Consider the following 23,264-nt stretch of genomic DNA (forward strand, 5'->3'; position numbering starts at 1 on the left):
GGAATGCTTGCGCTTCAACGCAACTTCCGACGCGGGCTGTCGAGAATGGAAATACGGCGGGAATGAGCGCTTTCGGGCGTGGGATTCCCCGAGATTCGGGAGGAAGTCATGACGAGTGTCAACCAAGCCGGCAACGCTCCCCGTACCACCAGCACTGGCAGCACGAAGGTCGGGCTGAGTGAGACGGAGCTGACGAAGAACCTCGGCCTCATCGAGAAGACCGTGGACCGCGCCTTCGCGGACATCGAGTCGGCCGTGAAGGCGCTCAAGGCGCTCGACGAGAACTCGTTCGCGGCCGGGGCGCCCCGTCCTGGCGACACGGGCTCGACGGCGGGTACCGGTGGCGCGTTCCCGACGGAGAAGCCGGCCATCACCGCGGACACCTTCCGTCCCCCGGACAAGCTGAAGGTGGACGACAAGGGCGTCATCACCACCCCGGGTGGCTACAAGATTGAGCAGCTGGGCCAGTTCGAGTGGAAGATCTCCGGCCCGGACGGCAAGAACACCCGCATCTGGGGTGACCCGCACGTCGAGGAGAGCGACGGCGGCAAGTTCGACTTCAAGCGCAACACCACGTTCCAGCTGCCGGACGGCACGGAGATCCACTGCACCACCGTCCCCTGGGGCAACGCGGGCATGACGGTGACGGGCAAGCTGGACGTCACCAACGGCGCGGACCGCATCTCCGTCACGGACATCGACAAGGGCAAGGGCAAGGTCGGTGAGCTGACGAAGGATGGTTACGAGACGCAGGTCGCCTTCCAGTGGGACGACGCGTTCAAGCACGGCAGCCGGGACCTGCTCATCATGGGCAAGAACTCCGACGACTGGGCGAACCATGGCAAGGAAGTCATCGGCGACGAGGGCGGCGGCGCCACCTTCAAGCACGGCAAGGACCTTGAGTTCGAGTACAAGGAGACGCCGTCCCTGCTGACGATGCTGCCCGAGCCGGCCAAGGAGAAGAAGGAGGCCGCCAAGGACGAGCCCGCGAAGGCGACGACGACGGCGCCCAAGACGGACGTCGCCAAGGCCCGCGAGCAGCTGATGCAGAAGATCTCCGACTCCATCAACCGCGCCATCGAGCTGCTCGGCGCGCCGAAGGAGTCCGACAAGGACACCGCGAGCATCGATGACCGCTTCAAGTCGGTCACCAAGATGTTCAAGGCCCTGGATGAGATCAACTCGCTGAATGATATGATCAAGCCTCGGAACATCTTCTTCTGACCTTGACCCGCAGGTAGAGGGGCCCACGCGTGGGGCCCCTCGCGAGGTGGCCGTGAGCAGCAAACCGCAGAGCGAAGCCCCGCCGGATGTTCGGATTCCGAAGGCCCTGGCGGAGAAGCTCATCCGCGGGGAGCTGCAGTTGGGCCAGTTCCTCGGGATGACGCGCGAGCGGCTCTTCGACTACGCCGGCATGGGCCACAGCATGCTGCAGGCCGGCCGCACCCGCCTGGCCCTGGAGATCTTCCAGGGCCTGGTGACGGCTTCGCCGAAGGAAGCCACCTTCCTCACCCAGTTGGGCGCCACGTATCTGACGCTGGAGCGCACCGACGAGGCGTTTGACGCCTTCCAGCGCGCGCTCGCGGTGGAGGCCTCCAACGTGGACGCGCTGGTGGGCCGAGGTGAGCTGCACCTTCGTCAGGGCAACATCCCCGACGGCCTCAAGGACCTGAGCCGCGCCATCGAGTTGGATCCAGGGCTGAAGAAGCGCTCCACCCAGCGCGCGCGGGGGACGTTGCTCGCCCTCAAGACGCAGGCGGAGCAGATCAAGAAGCGCCCGGCGTCCCCGCCGAAGAAGTAGCGACCCACCGGAGTGCTGGAGCAGCGAGGGGCGCCTTCACCGGCGCTCCCTGCCCACGCCTCAGGCGCCCGCCACCACGGCGATGAGCAGCACCAGGAACACCAACCCCACCACGCCCATGACCAGCAGCGGGACGAGCTTCTGCTTGTCCTTGAACGCGGCCATGACGCCGCCCGGCGCCACCTCGTCGGGGAGGGACGTCTCGGCGGAGGGCTGGAAGGGCTCCTCCGGCTCGGGGGGCAGGGGCTCGGGTTCCGGCTCCGGAGGCGCGGGCTCCGGCTCTGGCGGCGCGGGCTCGGGTTCCGGCTCGGGCTCCGGCGGCTTCGGCTCCTTGCGCACGGGGCGCTGAGGCGAGGGCGGCGGGGCCTTCTTGATGTCCGTGGCGAGCTGGACCTGCTCCTCGGCGGGCTCGCTCGGGTCGACGTAGAGGAAGCGCGTGCCGCCGACTTCCAGCTCGTCGTTGTCCTTGAGCGCCTTGCGGTTCACCCGCTTCTTGTTGACCTTGATGCCGTTGCGGCTGCCCAAATCTTCAACGTGGGTGCCGGACCAGTCGCGGCGAATCTTGGCGTGCTTGCGGGAGGTGAGGTCGTCCTTGAGGACGATGTCCGCCTCCTTCTCGTCACGGCCGATGACGAGCTCCTTCGCGTCGGCGACCTCGATGCGCTCGCCCTCGCGCGGGCCGTTCATGATGCGCAGGTAGCGCTCCTCGGCGCTGGACAGCCCCCGCATCACATCCTTCAGGTTGCCCCGGGCGATGAAGGACGTCTTCTCCGAGTTGACGTCGCCGTTGAGCTCCGTCATCCGGTCGAACTTCACGTCGTACTGGGCGATGGCGATGACGTCGCCGTTGCGCAAGAGGCGCTTCTCACCCTTGGGCAGCGGCTTGCCGTTGAGCTGCGTGCCGTAGGCGCTGCCCAGGTCCTCGAGGAAGTAGAGGTTGCCCTCCTGGACGATGCGCGCGTGGGTGCGCGACACCGCCTGCTGGGCGAGCACCACCTGGCAGGACTTCTCCCGTCCCAGGTTGATGACCGAATCGCCGAGGACGAGCTCGGTGCCCTTGGCTCCGGCCTCGCTGCGCTGTGTGACGGTGAGACGGACGCTCATCGAGGGGGTGGTGGTACGTGCGGGAAACGGCGGGGCATCAGAACGTCGCGTTGCTCAGGTACTTCTCGCACGCCTGATACTCGGTGGGGAACTCTTCCGACGTCGCGTACTTCAGGTAGTTCTTGCAGGCGATTTCCGCGTGCTCGTGCTTGTTGGCGTCCAGGAAGAGCTCGAAGAGGCCGTAGTGGCAGGGGGCGAACTTCGCCTCCAGCTTCACGCACTTCTTGTAAGTGGTCTCCTCCTCGGCCAACAGGCCCTTCTCGCGGAACTGGCGGGCCAGCATGAAGAGCGCCGGGGCCGAGTTCTCCGCCTGCTGGGTGTCCTTGACCTCCTTGAAGGCCGCGTCCGTGAGGGCCGCCTTGCGCTGCGCCAGGGCGAGGTTGTTGGTGCAGTTGGTCGCCTTGGGGTTGAGCTGGAAGCAGTTGGAGAAGGCCTCGCGCGCATCCGCGTAGCGGCTCAGCTCCATCAGCGTGTTGCCGTAGTCGTGCCACGCGTCGGGGTTGTTCGGGTCCAACGCCACCGACTGCGCCATGGCCTCCGCCGCCTCCTCGAACTGGTCCTCCCCGAAGGCGATGATGCCCAGGGTGTGGTGGGCCGCCGCGAGGCTCGGGTTGACGGCCAGCAGGGTGCGCAGCTCCTTCTTGGCCTCCGTGTACTTGCGCATCTTCATCAGCGTGTACGCGAGGTTGTAACGCGTTTCCAGGTTATCCGGATTTACCTTCAGGGCGCGGCGGAAGTTGTCGTGCGCCTTTCCGTAGGCGCCTTCCTGGTTATAGAGGGCGCCGAGGTTCTGGTAGGACTGGAGGTGCTCCTGGTTGTAGCGGAGCGCCTTGATGAAGTGCTTCTTGGCGTCATCGTTGTTGCCGTTGGCCATGGCGATGAGGCCCTTGTTGGCCCAGAGGTCCGCGTACTGGGGGGAGAACTCCAGGCCCAGGTCGCAATAGACGTCGGCGCGGACCAGGTCACCGTTGTGCAGTTCCTGGGCGCACAGCTCGTTGTTGATGAGGGCGCGCTCATGGGGCGGCGGCGTGGTGAGGCAGCCGGCGAGCGGGAGCGTGAAGACCAGGGAAAGCGCGGAGGCAAGGCGGACAAGACGCATGGCCGGCCGAGTGTAGGAGAGCGCCCCCCTCCCGTGCAACGGCCGGGCAGGCCTGAATCCGGGCTGATTTCCGGGGGTTGCACCGGTTAGAGTGGACGCCCATGCGTACCTTGCTCTGCACTCTCACCTTCACCCTGGCCCTGCTTGGGGCCGCCCCGGCTCACGCCCAGTTCGCCAATCGCAGCCTTGGATTGTCGTTGGGTTACATGGACTTCAACCGCACCAACGGGTTGGACGACGCGTTCTTCGTGGGCATCGACGCCAGCCTCTACATCGAGGGCGGCTTCGAGGTGGTGTCCCTGTCGAAGATCGCCTTCCCGCGCGACTCGACGGACCCCGGCAACAAGCGCGTGGTGGGCCTGGCCCCGTCGCTGGGCCTGCGCTACCTGCTGCTGGAGGAGAGCATCCGCCCCTACGTCGGCTCCGACATCAGCTACCTGGTGGTCTTCAAGGAGAGCACGAGCAACTTCGTGGGCATCGGTCCCAACGTGGGCGTGGACTTCTTCACGTCGGACTCGGTGAGCCTGGGGGTTCGGGCGCAGTACAACTTCTACATCGCCCTCAACGAGAAGACGCAGACGTCGCTGACGCTGTCGGCGGGAATCTCCGCGTACTTCTAGCGACTCACCCCAGGGCCCGGGCGCGCGGTGGTTGAGCGCCGCGCGGGGCCTTGGAGGGCAGCAGGGCGGCGGCCACCAGCAGGGTCCACTTCTCGTCGGAGAGGTGGTCTGGCTTCTCCATGGCCAGCGCGTCCTGCAGCCGGGCGCCCAGCGCGGCGAACAAGCGCAGCCGGGCCTCCATCCGGAGCTCCTCGCGGCGAAGGGCGGCGGTGAGCACCAGCTCCCGCTCCTCCGTGGACAGCCGCTTCACACGCGAGACGAAGAGCGGGTCGGCCAGGAGGCCCTCCTCGCCGGAGGCGTTGATGGCGGAGGGCACCTTCAGCCGCCGCTCCCGCACGACGATGGTGCCGGCCAGCATGTCCCCCAGCCGCTGCTGCGAGCCGGAGACGAGCGCCGCCACTCCACCCACCAGGTAGAAGAAGGGGAGCCGGTCCACGGGCCGCGCCAGGTTGCGCAGGGCCGCGTGGTAGAAGCCGATGCGCACGCCGCTCTCCTGGATGACTCGCAGGGAGAGGGCGCGCTTGCCCACCGTCTGCCCGCTCCACGCCGTCTCCAGGGTGATGCCGTAGCCCCAGTCGACCAGGAAGTAGACGACGATGCCCAGCGCGCTGGCCAGGCCCGGGAAGGCGACCATGACGACGCCCAGCCCCATCATCACCGCCAGGCTGATGGTGAGGACGATGACCGAGTCGAGCAGCCACGCCAGGAAGCGCGAATACAGCCCCGCGAGGGTGAAGCGGAACTCCACGTACTCCGGTGTGAGCACCGTGTGGGTGCCGTCCAGCAGCGTGTCGGTGGCCATCGTCACCGGCGCACTGTAGCCGCGTCCCCTGGCCCGTGGGGGCGCCGGGATTGCTTCCGGGTATGTCCCGCTGACACCTGGGCACCCGACGCCAGCCCGAGCACCAGGCAGGGGGCTCCCATGGGGGGCGCGAGCAGACGGGCGACTGTGTTAATCATGGTTGTCGGGGTGGTGGGGTAGCCTCCCCGCCCCTCGCGAATCCGTGGCCCCCTCCGACACCTCATCTTGGAACCGCCGTCTGTGGCCGGCGGCTGCCTTCCAGTTCGCGCTCATCGCAGGGGTGACGCAGCTGAAGACGGCGGCCAACGCGCTGGTGTTGTCGCGCTTCGAGTCGCAGGCGTTGCCCTACCTGTACCTGCTGGGGGCGCTCATGACCGCCGCCCTGACGGTGCTGCCGCGCTTCAAGCCGAACTCGCCGCTGGACTCGCCGGGCGTGCTGACGGGGCTGGGCGGGGTGGTGGCGCTGTGCCTGGCCGCGGCGCTGTCCGCGGGGCAACGCACTCCGGCGCTGGCGCTGTATCTGTTCGCCGATACCTTCTCCACGTTCGTGTCCTTCCGGTTCTGGGCGCGCATGGCGTCGGCTTTCGATGCGCGCGAGGCCCGGCGGGCCTTCACGGCGCTCAATGGCTTCGCCATGGGCGGAGGCATCGTCGGCGGCCTGCTCGTGCAAGGGCTGGCCGTGCGGCTGGGCACTCCCGCCGTCGTGGTGAGTGGCGCGCTGGGCCTGCTGGCCGCGGGCGCCATCTTCCATCACCTGTATCGCGGCGTGCCTCCGCCTCCGCCGCGCGGCCGTCCGGCCCCTACGTCGTTCATGGCGTTCAGCTACCTGGCGGAGAGCCCCTACGCGCAGGTGCTCGCGGCGCTGGGCATCTCCTTCGCGGTGCTGTCCTCCTTCGTGGACTACCTCTTCCGCCTGCGCCTGGAGGGCACGCTGAGCGAGGACGCGCTGACGGCGCTCTTCGGCTCCCTGCAGTTGTGGATTGGCATGTTCTGCGTCGCCTTCCAGCTGCTCCTGACGCAGCCGCTGCTGCGGCGGCTGGGGCTCCTGCGCTACGTGGCGCTGGTGCCGCTGGTGCTCGCGCCGCTGGCCGGGGCCACGCTCGTCACGCCGAGCCTGGCGCCCGTGCACCTGCTGCGCCTGGTGGAGACTGCGGTGAGCTACTCCATCCTCCCGGTGGGCATCCAGTTGCTCTACGCGGCGGTTCCGGATGACCAACGCGAGGGCCTGCGTGTCGCGGTGGACGGGCTGTTGCGCAAGAGCGGCGTGGTGGTGGCGGGCCTGCTGCTCATCGGCGCGGGGCGCGCGGCGACGGGCGCCACGATGGCGTTGGCGGTGATGGGCATGTGCCTGGGGCTCGTGCTGCTGCTGGTGCGACTCAGGCCGGCGTATGTGGCGGCCCTGGGCGAGCAGGTGGGCGCGGCCGAGGACGAAGAAGTCGCCTTGGATGGTGAGGAGGAGCAGCGCCTGCTGGCGGAGGCTCTCTCCGCGCCCACGCCGGACCGCGTGCTGCGCGCGGTGGACCTGATGGAGCAGGCGGAGGTGTCGCTGCGTCAGCACCTGCCCGCGCTGCTGCGCCACCCGCATGAGCGGGTGCTGGAGCGGGGCGTGGCCCTGGCGCTGGAGCTGGATGCGCGGGAGCTGGCGCCCGTGCTGGAGCGACTGGTGGAGGAAGGGCCGCGTCGCCCGAGGGACCAGGCCGTGTGGGCCCTGGCGCGCCTGTCTCCGGAGCGGGCAGAGCGGCTGCTGCCGGCGCTGCTCAACCACCCTGACGTGGGGCTGCGGTGCGCGGCGATTGGCGCGCTGGTGAAGACGACGGGGAGCGCGGTGGCGCTGTCCTCGCTGCAGGAGCTGCTCGCGCGCGGCGAGGGTGCGCCCGTGGTGGAGCGGCGCGAGGTGGCGAAGCTCCTGGGCCGACTCCAGGACACGCGCTTCACGGACGCGCTGGCGCGCTACCTCGACGACGGGGACAGCACGGTGCGCCGCGTGACGCTGGCCGCGGTGGGGGAGGGTGGCTATGTGGACCTGGCCCCCCGGCTGCTGCCGTTCCTGACCTGGCGCGAGGAGCGCAAGACGGCCCGCGAAGCGCTGGTGGCGCTGGGCGATGTGGTGACGCCGCTGGTGGAGGAGCACCTCAACAACAAGAAGGCGCCCCTGGCGATGCGGCTGCAACTGCCTCGCGTGCTGCGCGGCATCGGCACTCCGGCGGCGCTGGACGCGCTGTTGTTCTCCAACGTGCGGGATGATGCGTCGCTGCACTTCCGCATCGGCGCCCAGTTGTCGCGGCTGCGGGATGAGCACCCCGAGCACCCGGTGGACGTGGACCGCGTGCGCGAGGCGCTGGTCCGGCGGCGCGATGTGTACCGCGCGCTGGTGGGCGCCTACCGCGACGTGCGCGCGGCGCTGGGTGATGGCTCCCTGCTCACTCGCGCGGTGGGGGACCGGCTGGACCAGGCGCTCGAGCTGTCGTTCTTCCTGCTGGGGCTCCTGGACTCGTCGCAGCGCATGCGCGGCATCCACTACAACCTGGTGGGACAGGATGCGCGGCGGCGCGCGCTCGCGCTGGAGCTGCTGGACAACCTGCTCTCGGAAGAAGACCGCGAGCTGGTGATGGAGCAGGTGGAGGCGCACCACCGCGAGCTGCCGCTCGGAGCCTCGGGGCGGCTGTGGCGCAGGTTGGCGGCGCTGGTGCAGAGCGAGGACGTGGTGCTGCGCGCTTGCGCTCGCCACATCGCGCGCGTGAATGGGCTGGACGTGCTCCCGCAGGAGGGTGAGTTGAGCGACCGGATTGTCCAACGGATGTTCGCCCTGGAGGGCGTGAGCGTCTTCTCGCAGAGCGACGTGGACGACATCGCGGCCATCGCCGCCGTGGCTCGCGAGGGCTCCTTCCTCGCGGGTGAGCGCATCTACGCGCAGGGTGACCCGGGTGACGCGCTCTACGTCATCGTCGACGGCGCCATCGACGCGTTCCACGACGGCGAGCATGTGCTGCGCTTCCAGGGCAAGCAGGCCTTCGGAGAGGTGAGCCTCCTGGATGGTGCGCCGCGCCCCACGGACATGGTGGCCGCGGTGGACACCCGCGTGCTCATCATCGACCGGCGCGACTTCCTGGACCTGCTGGCGGACCGGCCCGAGCTGCTCACCGGCTTCTTCCGCGCGGTGAGTCTCCAGCTCCAGGCGCTCATCGCGCTGCCCGACTCGCGCGAGACAGGGGAGCGACTGGAGATGACGGCGCCCCTGCCGCCCGTGGCTCCGCCGCTGCCCACGGGCCCCGCCCCCGACTCCCCTGAGCCGACCGAGAAGCGCACGCGCGGCAAGGACGCCTGAGCGTCACGCGGGGCGTTCAGGCGCGGATGGAGTCCTCGAGCTTGCCTGGGACGCGGGGGCTGTCCTCGGAGTCCATGCCCTTCTTCTTGCGTGCGCGTCTTTCAGTCTCCTCGCGGAGGATGTGCGCGGACGCCACGGGGATGAGGGGGCGCACGAAGAACTTCAACGGCGCGAACGAGCCCACGAAGCGCACCATCGACAGCCCCGCGTAGGCCCACGGATGGCGCTCCACCGCGGCCACCGGCACGAAGACCTCCGTGGATTGCCTGCTCCACATCGCGCCATAGCGTTGCAACACCGGCCACCGCAGGCCGGGCACGCGGGTGGTGAGCCAGGTCCACGCGCGCAGGAACCAGGGAGGCTGCTGGCCCTTCATCGGCTCCCAGGCCTGGGCGCTCTTGGCGGCGGTGAACACCATCAGCCACCACCCGCCCCACAACGAGGTGATGGTGGCCATCACGGGACTGCTGAGCCCCAGGCAGAAGAGGGGCGAGACCAGGAAGACCGCCGCCGGGACGCCCACCGCGAAGAGAATCATCGCCCGGATGCGGCGGTGCACCTTCTTGCGCATCCACTGGACGTTGAGGCGGACGTACGGCGTCATGGCCTCGTCTTCAGGCACCACGCGTGTCAGGAGGCTCGCCTCCCGGGAGATGACGTCGTGGTAGTCGCGCGACAACGCGATGATGACCCACTGGGCAATCTGCATCAGCGCGAACAGCTTCACCCAGAAGGGGATGCCGAGCAGGGAGAAGCCCTTGAACGTCGGGCCCGTGAGGCGCTCGTCTTCAGAAGGGGGCTTGTGCGCCGGCTCCTGGGGCTCGGCCCCAGGCGGGTCCTGCTCCTCGGGAGTGCCTCTGTACTTCTTTGGCTTCACGATGGACTCGTCCGAGGACGCACTGGAGACCGCTTCGACCACCAGGGCCATGACCGCGTCGGAGAGCGAGGTGCCCGCGTCCGGGTTGTTCGCGGCGGCTTCGATGTCGCGAACCCGTTGCTCCAGGTTCAGCGCGATGCGGCCCTCCAGGTCCTCCTCGGCCGACGCGGCCTCGGACGGTTCCCGTGGGCTCTCCTCTTCGGTGGGGTTGCCTTCCAGGGAAGGAGCCGCGACCGTGTTCTTTCCTTGAGCGGCCAGCTCCGAGGGCTTCGCCTCGTCTGCCGCGTCCCCATCCGGAGGCCGGGCTTCGTCCGTGACCACCTTCGCGGCCCGCGCCTGGGCGTCCTCGTCGGAGCCCGGCGCCAGGGCCACGGAGCCCGCACCGGTGTCGTCCGCATGCTCAGTGGCCTCGGCCGCCGTGACCGCTTCGGGCCTGGCGCTCGCGTCGCCCCGCTCCGCCGCGCGAGACGTCTCCGCCTGGGCCTCCCGCCGGCGCTGCTTGCGAAGCTCACGGGCCGCCTCCCGCTCCGCCTTCCTCGTGTTCTGCGCCGCCACCGCCGTCGCGACCTTCTTGAGCGTCGTCGACACCTCGGCGGCGACGGCTTCGTCCCGGCGCTCCTCCACCGCGCTGGCTGCCTTCTCCGCCGAGCCCATGCACGTCAGGCACAGCGCCAGGGCGACCACGGTCTGCATCAGCCCCACGCGCAGGTACTGGCCGCGCGCCACCGGGTCTCTCAGCAGGGCCCGGGCAATATGAAACGGAAGGCTCAGTCCATGGATGAACTGTCTCACCCGGCCCTGAGGAACCGCTGACGAACCCCGCTCCTCGAAGTGCGCGGCGCCTTTTTGCAGCTCTTCCCAGAAATACTGGGCCGACGCGCGACCAGTCTGGTTCTTTCCGCTCACGGCGTCCTGCTGCTGCTTCCCTCGGGGTGAGGGTGGGCCGCTGGGGTCCTGTTCATCCGACACGCCAGTCACCGTATCACGTCCCGAGTTGTGCTAAACGGCGCGCTGTGAGCTCGAACCCCTGCTACCGTCCCTCCCGCCAGTCGCGCCTTTCCGGCGTGCTGGTTCTCGCGCTCGGCGCCCTGGCCGGCTGCGAGAAGAGCAGTCCTCCCCCTCCTGCCCCCGTCGCCGAGCAGCCCGATGCCGCGCCGGCGAAGCCCGTGGTGCCCAGCGAGGTGACGTTGCTCGTCACCGGTGGCACCTTCGGCCAGCTTCAGCCGGTCGATGGCAAGGGTGGCGCCGCCGAGTTGCTCGGTCACTGGGTGAACGACGAGAAGCACTGTCCCGGCCCCGTCAAGGATGGCCAGGCCACCTGCGCCGACTCCGGCACCCTGGCGCTCGCCACGGGCGACCACTGGAACGGGCCGGCCCTGTCGTCCTTCTTCCTGGGCGCTCCCACCGCCGAGGTCATGGGCCGCATGGGCTATGCCGCCTCCGCCATGGGCAACCATGAGCTGGCGTTCGGCAAGGAGGCCTTCCTCAAGAACCGCGCCTCCGGCGGCTTCCCGTTCCTCGCCGCCAACCTTCGCGTGAAGGACCCGGCGCTCGCGGGTGACATGTCCCTGCCCGCGTTCCAGGTGTTCGACCGCCGGGGCCTGAAGATCGGCGTCGTGGGTCTCGCCTCGGAGAAGACGGTGCGCACGGCGATGGCCGGCCGCGCCGAGGGCCTGGAAGTCACCGGCTACGAGGAGGCGCTCAACAGCGCCATCCCCGAGGCCCGCAAGGCCGGCGCCGACACCATCGTCGTCGTGGCGGACACGTGCGTCACGGAGCTGCAGCCCGTCGTCGCCAAGCACCCCGAGTGGAAGCTGGCCCTCGTCGCGGGTGGCCGTTGCCCGGAGCAGGTCTACTCGAAGGAGAACGGCGTCATCTTCGCGTCGCTGGACCGCGGCTTCGCCAAGTACCTGCGCGCCCAGATTCAGTTCGACCCGGCGAAGCCCGCTGGCGAGAAGGTCACCAACATCGAGGGCAAGCTCGTGGACGTGGCCGGTGGCACGCCGGACGCCGAGACGGCGCAGCTCGTCGCCAAGTGGAAGGCGCAGCTCGACGAGGTGCTGGGCCAGAAGATCGGCTTCACCAAGACGGGCATCACCCAGGCCTCCCCGCAGATGGCGAAGTGGATTGGCGGCGCGGTGCGCGAGTCGCTCGGCACGGACGCGGCCATCCTCAACAAGGGCGGCATCCGCGGCGACCTGCCGGCCGGCCCCGTGACGCGCGGCAGCATCTACTCGGTGATGCCGTTCGAGAACTCGCTGCTCGTCGTGAAGCTCAAGGGCGAGGACTTGGCCAAGCAGCTCTCCAACCCCAACGCGCTCGTCTCCGGCTTCACCGCCGCGGGGAAGAACAAGTTCAAGGACGCGAAGGGCAAGGCGTTGGACCCGGCGAAGGAGTACTCCGTCGCCACGGTGGAGTACCTGTACTTCGGCGGTGACGGCTTCGAGTTCGAGAAGCTGGCCCCCGAGCCCACCGAGACGGGCATGGCCTGGCAGACGCCGGTGGTGGACTGGACGAAGCAGCTCGACTCCAACGAGAAGAAGCCGCTGGAGAAGCAGCTGAAGTAACCCACGGCGGTCCGCGTGGTCTCCGAGGCGCCGGTCGGGCCCCCTTCCAGGGCTCACCGGCGCTTCGTCGTTCCGGCGCTACTCGCCGCCCGCGGGCGACGACGAAGAAGCGGCGGGGGAGGTGCCGCACACCGCCTCGTAGCGGGCCAGGGTGTCGTGCACCGTCTGGCGGAGTCGCTCCGGGGTACCCTCGTAGAGCACCTCCACCGCGAGCTGCTGCGTGGCGAGCGCCTCCTGGCAGCGGCCCAGCTGGAAGAGGATGGTGGAGTAGGTGTCGAGCACGCTGGCGTTGCCGGGCGCCAGGGCCACGGCGCGCTGTGCCGCCGCCAGGCCCTTCTCCGGCTGCGCGGTGCGCGCGTAGTAGCGGGCCAGGCCGTTCTGCGTGCCCACGCTGTCGGGCACCAGCTCCGCGGCGCGCAGGCGGGCCGCTTCCTGCTCCTCGGTGGCGTAGCCGGCGGCGTCCAGCGCCTGGGCGAGCGCGTCCCACGCGAGGCCACTCTCCGGCCTGCGGCTCACCAGCTCCCGCGCGAAGCCGAGCTGCTGGTCCGGGTCCCCCATGGAGCGGATGCGCAGCAGCGCCACGGTGAGGTTGCCCGGGTCCTCCTTCAGCGCCTGCGCCATCTCCCACTCCGCCTTCTCCAGCCGCACCTCGGCGGGCGCGGCGCCGGGCGTCATCAGGATGAGGCGCGCGCGCACGGCGTGCACCTCCGCGGGCTCCAGCGGGCGGGCGCGGATGTCGCTCGTGACGGGCACCAGGGGCGCGGTGATGCGCGGGTAGTGCACGTGTCGTCCGCCGTGGGCATAGGCGTGGACCTGCCCCGCGATGTCCCTCACGCCCCGGAAGGACGCCTCCCACGCGCTCCTCGGCTCCTCGCCGCGCATGAGGCGCTTCTGGAAGCGCTCGAAGCGCTCGGAGTGCTGGCTGATGAAGAAGTGCACCCAGAGCCACGCGGAGGCGTAGTACTGCCGCGACTCCGCGCTGCTCATCAGCCCGCGCCGGTCCCACTCCCACAGCTCGTCGAGCGTGCGCCAGCCGCTGCGCTTGACGTGGGCCAGGAACGGGTCATGGAGCGTGCCGAGGATGACCTCCCGCCGCTCCGGCCGCAGGGTGATGGTCTCCAGATACGTGGCCAGCCCCTCGGACAGCCAGCGCGGCTGTCGCACCAGCGCGAACTGCGAGAGGTAGTGCGTCAGCTCGTGCGCCTGCGTGGAGATGTCCGCAGCGTCCTCGCTGAGCGCGTAGCTGTTTCCCGCCATGACGAGCAGGGGGCCCTCGGACGTGGTGGCGGAGAAGCCCTCGATGCCGACGTTGGTGAACTCCGACAGCTCCCGGCGGTTGCGCAGGACGATGACCTCCACCGTGCCCGGCGGGTCGAAGCTTCCACCCCACGCCTGGAGCAAGCCCTGTCGCAGCATCTCCAGCTCTCGCGCCGCGTCCTCGGCCGTCTCGGTGTCCAGGTCCGTGCGGATGCTGAAGTGGGGGCTGCGCACTTCCACCCAGGGGCCGCCGCCCTCCAGGGGACACATCGCTCGCATGGAGCTGCATCCCGATAAACAGGCCAAGACCCACCCGAGGAACGCCAGCCGACACGTCATGCCCCTGTTTTCCCACAACCGGCGCCCGTAGGGCAGGGTGGGCGTACGGCCCTCCTGGGCTAGACTGGCGTCATGGAGATGGCGGAGTTCATCGAGTCGCGCCGGCCTCGCTGGGAGAAGCTCGAGAAGCTTTTGGACCAGTCCGAGGCGGGCGGCCTGCGCGGGCTGAGCCTCGATGACGCGCGAACGCTCGGAAAGCTCTACCGCGCTGTGTCGAGCGATTTGCTTTGGGTGCGGGCTCGCAGCGGCTCAGCCGACGTCAGCGCGTACCTGAATGACCTGGTGGGCCGGGCCTATGCGCTCACCTATCCGGGGCGCCGCCCCAGGCTGGCGGATGTCTGGGGCTTCGTGGCGCGAGGCTTTCCCGCGCTCCTGCGCCGCGAGTGGCGCATGTACGTGGCGGCGGTGCTGCTCTTCCTGGCCGGCGCGGGCTTCGGCTACCTGGGGATGATGGTGGACCCGGACGCGGCGCACTACCTGGTGCCCGCCGAGCATCTTGAGCTGGATCCGGTGCAGCGCGCGGCCAACGAGGCGGCCGGTGACGGAATGTCGGCGGGCCAGCAAGCGCACTTCACCTCGTTCCTCTTCACCCACAACATCCAGGTGGCCTTCCTGTGCTTCGCGCTGGGCGTGACGCTGGGGCTGGGCACCGCGGTGATGCTCTTCGTCAACGGCCTGTTCCTGGGCGCGCTCGCGCACGTGTACGCGGCGAAGGGCATGGCCGGCTGGTTCTGGGCTTGGATTCTCCCGCACGGAATCCCGGAGATTACGGCCATCTGCATCGCGGGCGCGGCGGGCCTCGTCATCGCGCGTGGCCTGGTGGCGCCCAAGGGACTGCCGCGAGGGCAGGCGCTGCGCGTGGAGGCCGTGACGGCGGTGAAGCTCCTCTTCGGGACGCTGGTGCTCTTCGTGCTCGCGGGCTTCATCGAGGGCACCGTGTCCCAGATTCATCCCCCCAAGCTGTCGGTGGCCTTCAAAGTCACGTTCGCCCTCGTGGTGGGTAGCGGCGTCTATTCGTACCTGATGTCGGATTGGCTGCGCGGCGCGCGCTCGGAGGACGAGCGGCTGGAGGCTCCTCGGCCGTCCTGACGGGCCCCTCCGGCCCAGGGGGCGTGCTACACGGGAGGCGTGTCCGAGCCGCTGCTCCTGCCCCTGCTGCCGCGTGAACCCGAGGTCCTCATCGAGTGCCCGCGCTTCTCGTTCGTGAAGCGACGCGCGGACGGCGCGGTGGACTTCGTGGCGCCGCTGCCGTGTCCGTACAACTACGGCAGCATCCCCGGGCTGATGTCGGACGATGGAGACCCGCTCGACGCGGTGGTGCTGGGGGCTCGGCTGCCTCGGGGCCAGCGCGTGCGCGTGCCCGTGGTGGGCGTGCTGGGCTTCATCGATTCAGGGCGGGGCGACCCGAAGGTGATTTGCAGCCTGGGCGAGCTGAGCGACGCGGAGCGCCTGGGCCTGGAGTCGTTCTTCCGTGTCTACGCCTTCTTCAAGCGCGGCCTGCACCTGGTGCGCGGCAACGTGACGGACACGCGCTTCACGGGCTGGCTGCCGGTGACGTCAGCGTCTTTCGCATCCTGAGCACGCGGTAGCGCAGCTCACCGTATTGCAGCGGGCCCACCCACTCCTCCTCCTCGAAGCCCCTGCGGCGCCAGAAGCGCAGCGCTGAGGTGTTCGGCTCGGAGACGCCGACGCGCAGCACGTGCATGCCCTCGGAGCGCAGCCAGTCCTCGTAGCCATGGAGCACCGCAGCGCCGAGCCCGAGTCCGCGCACGTGGGGCGCGAGCAACATCAGTCCCAGGTAGGCCTCGCCCGGCTCTCGGAAGCCTTGGAGGCCTTCGAGGACTCCCACCCACTGGCCCGAGGCGTCGCGCACCGCGATGAGGTGACCCGCCTTGGGAGGCAGGCCGGGCGGACGTTCGAGAGGAAGCTGCCGTCCCTCGTCCGGACGCGCGGGGCGGCCGTAGCACAACTGGAAGAAGTCCTCGCAGCGCTCCAGGAGCGGCTGGAACCGCTCGGCTTCGGAGTCCTTGATTCGCTCCGCGGAGAAGGAGACCTGGGCCTGGAAGAGGGGGCTCATGGTGCCGGCTGCTACAGCACGCCCCGAGCCTTGATGTCGAGGTAGCGGTTGACGGCCGCGAGGCTCAAGTCATCCGGTTGAACATCCAGCATCTGCACTCCGCCCTGACTCACCCGCGCCTTGAGCACCTCGCGGTCCGCGAGCAGCTCCGAGGCGACGGCGTGCTGGAACGACTCCTCGGGCCCGGGCGGCGGCGTGCGCAGGAGCTTCTGCAGCGCGGTGTCCTTCACCGACAAGCAGAGCGGCACATGACGTCGCGCGAGCCGGTGCAGCGGGGCCACCATGGTGGAGGCCTGCTCCTCGTCGAGGAAGTCCGTGAAGACACACAGCAGGCTGCGCCGGGTGAGGCGGACGTTCAGCTCCTTGAAGAGGGCCAGGTAGTCCACGTACGTGAGGCTGGGCGTCGTGGAGTAGAGCGCGTCGACCATCTTCCGGTACTGGCCACGTCCCGCCGCCGGAGGCAGGTACGTCTTCACGCCGTCCGCGAAGACAGCCAGGCCCACGCGGTCTCCGTTGCGCACGGCGACGAAGGCCAGGAAGAGCGCGGCGTTCACCGCGTGGTCCAGCTTGGTGAGGCCGTCCACCTGCGCGGCCATGGAGCGGCCGGCGTCCACGCAGATGAGGATGGACTGCGAGCGCTCCGACTCCAGCACGCGCGTCACCGGTTTGCCTCGCCGGGCCGTGGCCTTCCAGTCGACATCGCGCGCGCTGTCGCCCTGGGCATAGTCGCGCAGGCGAGCGAACTCGCTGCCCCGTCCGTCGCGGCGAAGCTGTCTCAGGCCCAGGTTCACCAGGTCCAACGCGGCGCCGGAGAGGAGCAGCCGGTTGGCCCCGCGCAGGTCCGGGTACACGGAGATGGACTGCGCGGCGGGGAACACGCGCTCGTGGGAGACGAGGCCCAGCGGGCCCTGGACTCGCGCGTACACGTCCCCGAAGTCGAAGCGCCCGCGCTTGGCCGGCGTCACCCGGTACACCCAGCGCGTCTCGCTGTCCGCCTGAAGCTCCAGCGGGGCCTCCTCGGGCGTGGCGGTGAAGGACTCCGGCACGCCGTCCTTGAGGCGCACGTGCACCCTCCGGCCGCCCCGGTGCACCACACGCAGTTCGACTTTGTTGGGCACGCCGACGTTGAGCCGCTGGGGCAGCACGCGCCGCACCTCCAGCTTCGCCGAGCGGGCGCTGAAGAAGTCCAGCAGGGCCAGCGCCAGGGCCAGCGCATCCAGGGCGAGCACGGCTCCGCCCAGGCCGGGAAAGAACCCCGCGGCCATCATGGGCAGGGCCAGCAGCGCGAGCAGCCCCCAGAGGCGCCCGGTGGGAATCACCGGGGGACCTCCACGGCCTGCACCACCTCGCGCAGCACGTCCGACGGCGTGGCGCCATCCAGCTCCGCGTCCGGCGACAGCAGCAGGCGGTGCTTCAACACGGGGCCGGCGAGGAAGCGCACGTCATCCGGCGTGACGAAGTTGCGTCCGCGCAGCGCCGCCAGGGCCTTGGCCGCCAGCAGCAGATGCACGCCCGCGCGAGGGCCCGCGCCCAGTCGGATGCGGCCCGAGGCGCGCGTCGCGGACACCAACTTGCGGATGTAGCTGAGCACCGGCGGCTCCACGTTGACTTCGCTGAGCGCGGCGCGCGCGGCCAGCAGGCCGTCCTTCGTCACCGCCGGGCCCACTCCGGCGCGCGCCAGGTCACCCGAGTCGAAGCCCCGGTGCACCGACGCCAGAATCGCGTCCTCCTCCTCCGGCGCGGGGTAGCCGACGTCAATCTTCAGGAGGAAGCGGTCCAGCTGCGCCTCGGGCAGCGGGTACGTGCCCTCCGACTCCACGGGGTTCTGCGTGGCGAACACCGTGAACAGGGGCGACAGCGCCAGGTTGCGGCCCTCCAGCGACACGCCGCGCTCCTGCATGGCCTCCAGCAGCGCGGACTGCGTCTTCGCCGGGGCGCGGTTGATTTCGTCCGTCAGCAGCAGGTCCGTGAAGATGGGGCCGCGCACCAGCACGAAGCCCTGCGTCTTCAAGTCGAACACGCTGGTGCCCAGGATATCCGCCGGCATCAGGTCCGGGGTGAATTGGATGCGCTTGAAGTCGGAGCTGATGCTGCGCGCCAGCGCCTTGGCCATCAGCGTCTTGGCCACGCCGGGCACGCCCTCCAGCAGCACGTGGCCGCCGGCGATGAGGCCGCAGAGCATCAGCTCCAGCACCTCGTCCTGACCCACGACGGCCTTGCGCACCTCGCGCAGCACGCCCTCGCGGATGGCGTGGGCGGCCTGCACGGCGGAGCCAGCGGGCACGAGAGTGGAGGCGGAGTCATTCGCGTTCATGGGGTTCCGGGAGTGCTGCGCCGGGCGGTGCCGGCGGAATGAAGTCGTTGGCGCAGCCCCGCCGCACGAGCCGCGAGCTGCTGGAGGTCGGAGTCGTTCGCCGCTGTCTCGGCGCGTGAGGCCACGTCATTCATGCCGCGCGCCAGGTCCTCGCGCCCGCGCTCCTTCAGCGCGTCGGCGACGGCGGCGGGTGCCGCGTGCGCGGGCAGCCCCGCGTGCAGGGCCAGCTCCTGGACGAGTCCGCGCGAGACGAGCTTCGCGGCGAAGGCGTGGTGCCGCCCCTCGCGGTACAGCCGCGCCATGGCGAACAAGGCATCCGTGGCGCCCACGCGCGCGGACTCGGGAGGAGGGCGGGGCGGCCCAAAGCGCTTGAGCGCCACGGACCACAGCGCCACGCCCACGAGCAACTGGAGCACCGCGAACTGCAGCCCGTAGCGCCGCGCGAAGTCCACCACCGAGCGCTCGTTGGTGAAGCCGTGGTGGAACTCGTCGAACTCGTAGGGGCCGGGACCCAGCGCGCGCAGCGTGGAGAGCCAGAACTGCGCGTTGTCCGCGCGCGCCAGCGCCCCATTCATCGCCAGCTCCGGTGCGCCCACCACCAGCACCCGGCCCTGGCCGTGAGGCACCACCGCCGCCACCATGCGCCCCAGCCGCTCGTCCTCGAGCACCGGCACCGCGGTGTCCGGCAGCTCCAGGTAGGCCTGCACCTTCACCTCCACCCGCTCCACGCCCAGCGTGTACGGGGAAGGGAAGGGCGGCACCAGCGTGCGCATGGGCAGGGTCGTGTCCGCCTTGGTGAGCTTCACGCCCAGGGCGTCGAGCAGCGAGTTCTCCCGCGAGCCCCAGGGCACGTAGACCACCGTGCCACCCGCCACCACGCGCTCCAGCAGCTCCGTCACCTCGCGCTCGTCCAGGTGGCTGGCGCGAAAGGCATTGAAGCCGACGCGTGGCACGTGCTCGTCGGCCAGGCCCGCATCGGGCTCGGCGGCGAGCTGCGTCTGCTCCAGGTCATCCTCGCGCGAGTCCTCCACCTCCACCGCCAGCAGCACCGGCGTCGAGGTGTCCGCGCTGGTGATGCGCAGGTCCGCCATGCGGCGAGTCACCGGCAGGCCGCTCTCCTCGGCCAGCAGGAACAGGGCGCGCGCGCCGTCTTCTTGCGCGCGGTAGGTGGACAGGGTGTCGGCGAACTCGCCGCGCTTCGCGCCGCTCACGAGCAGAGAACCCAACACCACGGTGAGCACCAGTCCGCCCACCACCAGCAAAGGGAAGCGGTCACGCACCGGCGGCCTCCGGAGTGGCGGGCGACAGCATGGGCGCGGTGAGTGTGCGGAACTCCTGGTAGCCCGAGCGGTCCACCGGCGTGTTGCCGTACCAGGCGAAGTCGAAGCGCAGCGTCAGCTCACGGAAGCGGGGCTTCCACTCCGAGCGGCCCTTGAACTGGCGCAGGTAGTCCCAGTTGGACAGCGTCACGTCGTAGAGGATGGCGCCGTCGCGATGGAGCCGGGACAGCAGCGCCAGGTACAGGCTGCGCACCGCCTCACGGTACTCCCCGCGCGCCGCCAGCTCGTCCGCGAGCTGCGCCCAGCCCTCCGGCGGACGTGACAGCGCGTGCGCCGGGTCCCCGGCGAGCGTGGCGGCATCCAGGGTGGACACCTCCAGTCCCTCGGCGCGCTCTCTCGGCCGGGACTTGCGCAGCGCGCGCACCAGCACGATGACCAGCACCCCCACCGTCAGCCCCACCAGCACCACCACCAGGGCATTGGCCACCGCGCCGCCGCTGACGACGGGGGGCGCGGTGGTGATGGGCTCCGGCGCCTCGTCGCGCTTGAAGAACTCCTTGAGCCACTCCGACAGCCTGTCGATGAAGCGCCGCCACCAGCCCGGGGGCGCTGGGGGCGGAGTGGCCTCGGGGGTCTCCGCCGCCTCCTTGGGGGGCGCCACCGCGAACTCCGGACGCGCCAGGATGTCGCGGGCCCGCGACGAGGCGACGCGCGCGTCCACCTGCTTCTGCGCCTCCACCGTCGACGTCGCCTGCGTCAGCCCGCGCTCCAGCGTGGCCAGGGCCGAGTCGCAGTCCTCGTCGTCGTACGCCTGGCGCTCCACCGCGCGCACCAGTCGGTCCAGCTTGCCTCGCTCAGCGGTGCTCAGGGAGCCCAGGCGCTCGAAGCGCGGGTCCTCGGACGGCTCACCGCCCTCGCAGACCTCCGACACCTGACCCAGTCGTCGCGCCGCTTCACGCCCGGAGGTGACGGGGGGCCTTGGCTCATCGTCCTGCGCCCGGGCGGGGCTCGCGACGAGCAGTCCCAGCCCCAACACCACCATGAGCATGGCCGCGCTGCGCGGGCCCAGCGGCTTGCCGGAGTCGCGCGTCGGCAGTTGCTGCACGGACGCCATCAGGTCGAGTCCCTCCTGCCGCACCCGTCCGTCCACCAGCAGCAGCGTGGCGGCGGCGGCGCGCACCGGCTCGAAGAGGGCGAACGTCGCGGCCACGAGGAAGAGGAGCCACGGCACGTTGTCCAGCGAGGCGAAGCGCTCCGCGAAGGTCAGGTCGACGCCCAGGAGCTTGCGCGCCATCGTCAGCAGGAAGTTGAACGCGATGTGCAGGTTGAAGAACACCAGCACCTGCACGCTCATGAGCAGGCGGACCATCGACGCGGTGCCGCGCGCCGGGCCCAGGAGCCGCGAGCAATACCCATACAGCCGCAGCACGCTCCCCTGGCCCTGCATCACCGCCGCGTAGCCCACGCCCTGCGCGGAGAGCAGCAGGAAGCCGATGCCCAGCGTCAACGTCAGGACCAGCCAGTTGAAGCAGAAGAGGTAGCCCACCGCGACGAGGAGCGAGGGCAGGCGGCCCAGCGCGGCCTTCAGCGAGTCCCACGTGGAGGGCTCGCCCTGGCCCTCCAGGAGCCGCGCCTGGACGTGATGACACGCGGCGCCCTGGCACACGCCCCGGACGAACCAGGCCAGGGTGAGCGCCAGCGTCGGCAGCGCCAGCGAGCGCCCCATGCGCACCGCCTCGGCCAGGTACAGCATGGCGGCGATGACGGCCGCGCCGCCGGGCAGCGTGAGGGCCCAGACGCCCGTGCTCCGGGCGCACAGGCGCAGCGCCGCGTCCATCAGCGCGACGGCGTTGCGGGGGCGCAGCTCGAGCGCGGAGACGGCCATGGGCTAGCTCGCCGCCAGCGAGGCGAGCATGTAGAAGCCGCCCCAGACGAGGAACAGGCCCACCACCGCCAGCAGCCCGTTGCCCACCGTCCACTCGCGTCGCTCACCCGGGCCCTCCAGCGCCTTGAGGCGCTGGCCCAGACAGCTCGCGCAGCGGTTGATGCCCTCGAACTGCGTGGTGCATTCCCGGCAGATGACCCGCCGGCACTCCACGCAGATGCCGAGACCGGCGCGCTCCGGGTGGTAGTGGCAGCGGCCCGAGCCCTGAATCATGCCGCCACCTTACGCAAACCCGGGCCCGCCGCACCACCCCCGCGCACCGACTCAGCCCTCGACTCAGAGCTCGTCGAGGAACTCGTCGTTGTAGGTGTACCGAGACAGCCGCTTGACGAGCGCTTCCATGGCCTCCACGGGCTTCACCGCGTGGAGCATCTGCCGCAGCTTCTTCACCTTCTCGTACTCGCGCTGGGTGAAGAGCTTCTCCTCCTTGCGCGTGCCGGACTGGGCGATGTTCACCGCGGGGAAGACGCGCTTCTCCGCGAGCAGGCGGTCAAGCGTGACCTCCGAGTTACCGGTGCCCTTGAACTCCTCGAAGATGACCTCGTCCATGCGGCTGCCGGTGTCGATGAGCGCCGTGCCGATGATGGTCAGCGAGCCCGCCTCTTCCGTGGCGCGCGCGGCGCCGAAGATGCGCTTGGGGCGCTCCAGCGCGCGGCTGTCCACGCCGCCGGACATGGTGCGGCCGGAGTTGTCGATCTCCTTGTTGTAGGCGCGCGCCAGACGGGTAATCGAGTCCAGGAGGATGACCACGTCCTTCCCGTTCTCCACCAGCCGGCGGGCGCGCTCCAGCGCCAGCTCCGCCACCTTGAGGTGGTCCGCGGTGGGCCGGTCCGAGCTGGAGGCGACGACCTCCGCCTTGATGCTGCGACGCATGTCCGTCACTTCCTCGGGCCGCTCGTCGATGAGCAGCACCATGACGTGCGCCTCCGGGTGATTGGAGATGACGGCCTGGGCGATGCGCTGGAGCATGATCGTCTTGCCCGTCTTCGGCGGGGCGACGATGAGCGCGCGCTGGCCCTTGCCGATGGGCGACACGAGGTCCAACACCCGCGTCACCATCTCCTTGTGGCCGCCCTCCAGCTTGAGCCGCTCGGTGGGGTCCACCGACGTCAGGTCCGCGAAGTGCGGCAGCCGGGGGGCGCCTTCCAGCGGGCGGCCGTCCACCGTGTCGACCTTCTGGATGATGCCCTTCTGGCCGCGCATCTGCGCGAAGGCCGTCAGGTACTGGCCCTGCCGCAGCCGCAGCTTCTGCACCAGGTTCTTGGGCATCTCCGGGTCGTCCGGAGCCGCCAGGAGATTTCGCTTCACCTGCCGCAGGAACGCGTTGGGGCCCTTGGACTCCGTGTCCAGCACGCCCTCCACGGGTGACAGGTTCGACTGCTGCGCGGCCTGGCCCTGCTGTCCGCCATGGTGCTGCTGGCGCTGGTGCTGCTGGCCGCCACCGTGGCCTCCCTGCTGGTGCCCCTGCTGGGGCTGCTGAGGAGCCGGCTGCTGTTGCTGCTGGGCCTGGCGCTGCTTGTGCTGCTCCAGCTCCTGCGGCGTCAGGAAGACCTGGACCTGCTGCCCGTCCGGGCCCGGCTGCATCCGGTACGCCTGACCGTCCGGCGTGAAGAGGACCTGCGCGCCACGACGACGACGGCGCCGACGACGGCGGCGTCCACCGGCCTGACCGGGCTGTCCGCCGGGACCACTGGCCGAGGCGCCACCGCCATCCCCATCGTCGCCACCCTCGTCATCGCCGTCGTCGCCGCCATCATCGTCCGCTTCGGGAGGAGGGACAGGACGGGCAACCGCGGGCGGCGGCGGGGTATCACGTGGGTCGCGGTTATCGGAGTTTTCGCTCATGAGGTTTCCAGA

At 70.0% G+C, this 23,264-nt stretch carries 19 protein-coding genes; 7 read left to right on the forward strand and 12 right to left on the reverse strand.

From position 1 onward, the window contains the following. Positions 1-108: 108 nt before the first annotated feature. Positions 109-1,224: a DUF1521 domain-containing protein gene (locus ACN469_RS08245; RefSeq protein ID WP_498765876.1), complete on the forward strand. Its 1,116-nt coding sequence runs from the start codon at positions 109-111 to the stop codon at positions 1,222-1,224. Between the two features lie 52 nt (positions 1,225-1,276). Further along, complete coding sequence (locus ACN469_RS08250; RefSeq protein WP_498765878.1) at positions 1,277-1,801, forward strand: tetratricopeptide repeat protein; 525 nt, start codon at positions 1,277-1,279, stop codon at positions 1,799-1,801. Positions 1,802-1,861: 60 nt separating this feature from the next. Here the strand turns inward: ACN469_RS08250 and ACN469_RS08255 are convergent, their stop codons facing one another. Further along, complete coding sequence (locus tag ACN469_RS08255; RefSeq protein WP_498765880.1) at positions 1,862-2,905, reverse strand: FHA domain-containing protein; 1,044 nt, start codon at positions 2,903-2,905, stop codon at positions 1,862-1,864. 37 nt (positions 2,906-2,942) lie between these two features. Further along, entirely contained in the window at positions 2,943-4,004 is a 1,062-nt protein-coding gene (locus tag ACN469_RS08260) for a tetratricopeptide repeat protein (RefSeq protein ID WP_498765882.1), read from the reverse strand. 101 nt (positions 4,005-4,105) lie between these two features. On the opposite strand from ACN469_RS08260, the gene ACN469_RS08265 reads away from it, so the two are divergent. Continuing rightward, on the forward strand, positions 4,106-4,624 hold the full coding sequence (locus ACN469_RS08265; RefSeq protein ID WP_498765884.1) for an outer membrane beta-barrel protein: 519 nt from the start codon (positions 4,106-4,108) through the stop codon (positions 4,622-4,624). Positions 4,625-4,628: 4 nt separating this feature from the next. Here the strand turns inward: ACN469_RS08265 and ACN469_RS08270 are convergent, their stop codons facing one another. Continuing rightward, positions 4,629-5,426 carry an RDD family protein gene (locus tag ACN469_RS08270; RefSeq protein ID WP_498765886.1) on the reverse strand — a complete coding sequence of 266 codons (798 nt, stop codon included), beginning with the start codon at positions 5,424-5,426 and terminating at the stop codon, positions 4,629-4,631. Positions 5,427-5,628: 202 nt separating this feature from the next. Between ACN469_RS08270 and ACN469_RS08275 the strand changes: the two genes are divergently transcribed. Next, a complete protein-coding gene (locus ACN469_RS08275; RefSeq protein WP_498765888.1) occupies positions 5,629-8,751 on the forward strand; it encodes a cyclic nucleotide-binding domain-containing protein in 3,123 nt (1,040 codons plus the stop codon). 16 nt (positions 8,752-8,767) lie between these two features. Here ACN469_RS08275 and ACN469_RS08280 read toward each other — a convergent pair whose 3' ends face one another. Further along, positions 8,768-10,534 (reverse strand): cell envelope integrity TolA family protein, encoded by a 1,767-nt coding sequence (locus ACN469_RS08280; protein WP_498765890.1) that lies wholly within the window; start codon positions 10,532-10,534, stop codon positions 8,768-8,770. A 107-nt stretch (positions 10,535-10,641) separates the two neighbouring features. Between ACN469_RS08280 and ACN469_RS08285 the strand changes: the two genes are divergently transcribed. Then, positions 10,642-12,195 carry a bifunctional metallophosphatase/5'-nucleotidase gene (locus ACN469_RS08285; protein ID WP_498765892.1) on the forward strand — a complete coding sequence of 518 codons (1,554 nt, stop codon included), beginning with the start codon at positions 10,642-10,644 and terminating at the stop codon, positions 12,193-12,195. A gap of 78 nt (positions 12,196-12,273) precedes the next feature. Here the strand turns inward: ACN469_RS08285 and ACN469_RS08290 are convergent, their stop codons facing one another. Beyond that, positions 12,274-13,731 (reverse strand): DUF1570 domain-containing protein, encoded by a 1,458-nt coding sequence (locus ACN469_RS08290; RefSeq protein WP_498765894.1) that lies wholly within the window; start codon positions 13,729-13,731, stop codon positions 12,274-12,276. Positions 13,732-13,863: 132 nt separating this feature from the next. Between ACN469_RS08290 and ACN469_RS08295 the strand changes: the two genes are divergently transcribed. Together ACN469_RS08295 and ACN469_RS08300 are read left to right on the forward strand one after the other, a co-directional pair. After that, positions 13,864-14,880, forward strand: coding sequence for a stage II sporulation protein M (locus tag ACN469_RS08295; RefSeq protein ID WP_498765895.1), 1,017 nt, complete (start codon positions 13,864-13,866; stop codon positions 14,878-14,880). A 39-nt stretch (positions 14,881-14,919) separates the two neighbouring features. Further along, a complete protein-coding gene (locus ACN469_RS08300) occupies positions 14,920-15,369 on the forward strand; it encodes an inorganic diphosphatase (RefSeq protein WP_498765897.1) in 450 nt (149 codons plus the stop codon). On the opposite strand, the gene ACN469_RS08305 is transcribed toward ACN469_RS08300, so the two are convergent. From ACN469_RS08305 to rho, 7 genes are all read right to left on the reverse strand, one after another. Beyond that, positions 15,326-15,868, reverse strand: coding sequence for a GNAT family N-acetyltransferase (locus ACN469_RS08305; RefSeq protein WP_498765899.1), 543 nt, complete (start codon positions 15,866-15,868; stop codon positions 15,326-15,328). The two genes, ACN469_RS08300 and ACN469_RS08305, sit on opposite strands and share 44 nt — an antisense overlap. An 11-nt stretch (positions 15,869-15,879) precedes the next feature. Beyond that, complete coding sequence (locus ACN469_RS08310) at positions 15,880-17,187, reverse strand: DUF58 domain-containing protein (RefSeq protein ID WP_498765901.1); 1,308 nt, start codon at positions 17,185-17,187, stop codon at positions 15,880-15,882. Further along, the gene (locus ACN469_RS08315; protein ID WP_498765903.1) at positions 17,184-18,182 is read right to left on the reverse strand and encodes an AAA family ATPase; all 999 of its coding nucleotides are present in this window, start codon (positions 18,180-18,182) and stop codon (positions 17,184-17,186) included. The genes ACN469_RS08310 and ACN469_RS08315 overlap by 4 nt, the downstream gene beginning before the upstream one ends. Continuing rightward, positions 18,179-19,462: a DUF4350 domain-containing protein gene (locus ACN469_RS08320; protein ID WP_498765905.1), complete on the reverse strand. Its 1,284-nt coding sequence runs from the start codon at positions 19,460-19,462 to the stop codon at positions 18,179-18,181. The genes ACN469_RS08315 and ACN469_RS08320 overlap by 4 nt, the downstream gene beginning before the upstream one ends. Further along, positions 19,455-21,347, reverse strand: coding sequence for a DUF4129 domain-containing protein (locus ACN469_RS08325; RefSeq protein WP_498765907.1), 1,893 nt, complete (start codon positions 21,345-21,347; stop codon positions 19,455-19,457). Before ACN469_RS08325 ends, ACN469_RS08320 begins: the two co-directional genes overlap by 8 nt. Positions 21,348-21,350: 3 nt before the next feature. Beyond that, positions 21,351-21,620, reverse strand: a complete 270-nt coding sequence (locus ACN469_RS08330; RefSeq protein ID WP_498765909.1) for a hypothetical protein — start codon at positions 21,618-21,620, stop codon at positions 21,351-21,353. A gap of 63 nt (positions 21,621-21,683) precedes the next feature. Further along, the gene (rho, locus tag ACN469_RS08335) at positions 21,684-23,252 is read right to left on the reverse strand and encodes a transcription termination factor Rho (RefSeq protein WP_498765911.1); all 1,569 of its coding nucleotides are present in this window, start codon (positions 23,250-23,252) and stop codon (positions 21,684-21,686) included. Positions 23,253-23,264: the final 12 nt, after the last annotated feature.

It is taken from the genome of Corallococcus terminator (assembly GCF_049194865.1).
Classification (GTDB): Bacteria; Myxococcota; Myxococcia; order Myxococcales; family Myxococcaceae; genus Myxococcus; species Myxococcus terminator_A.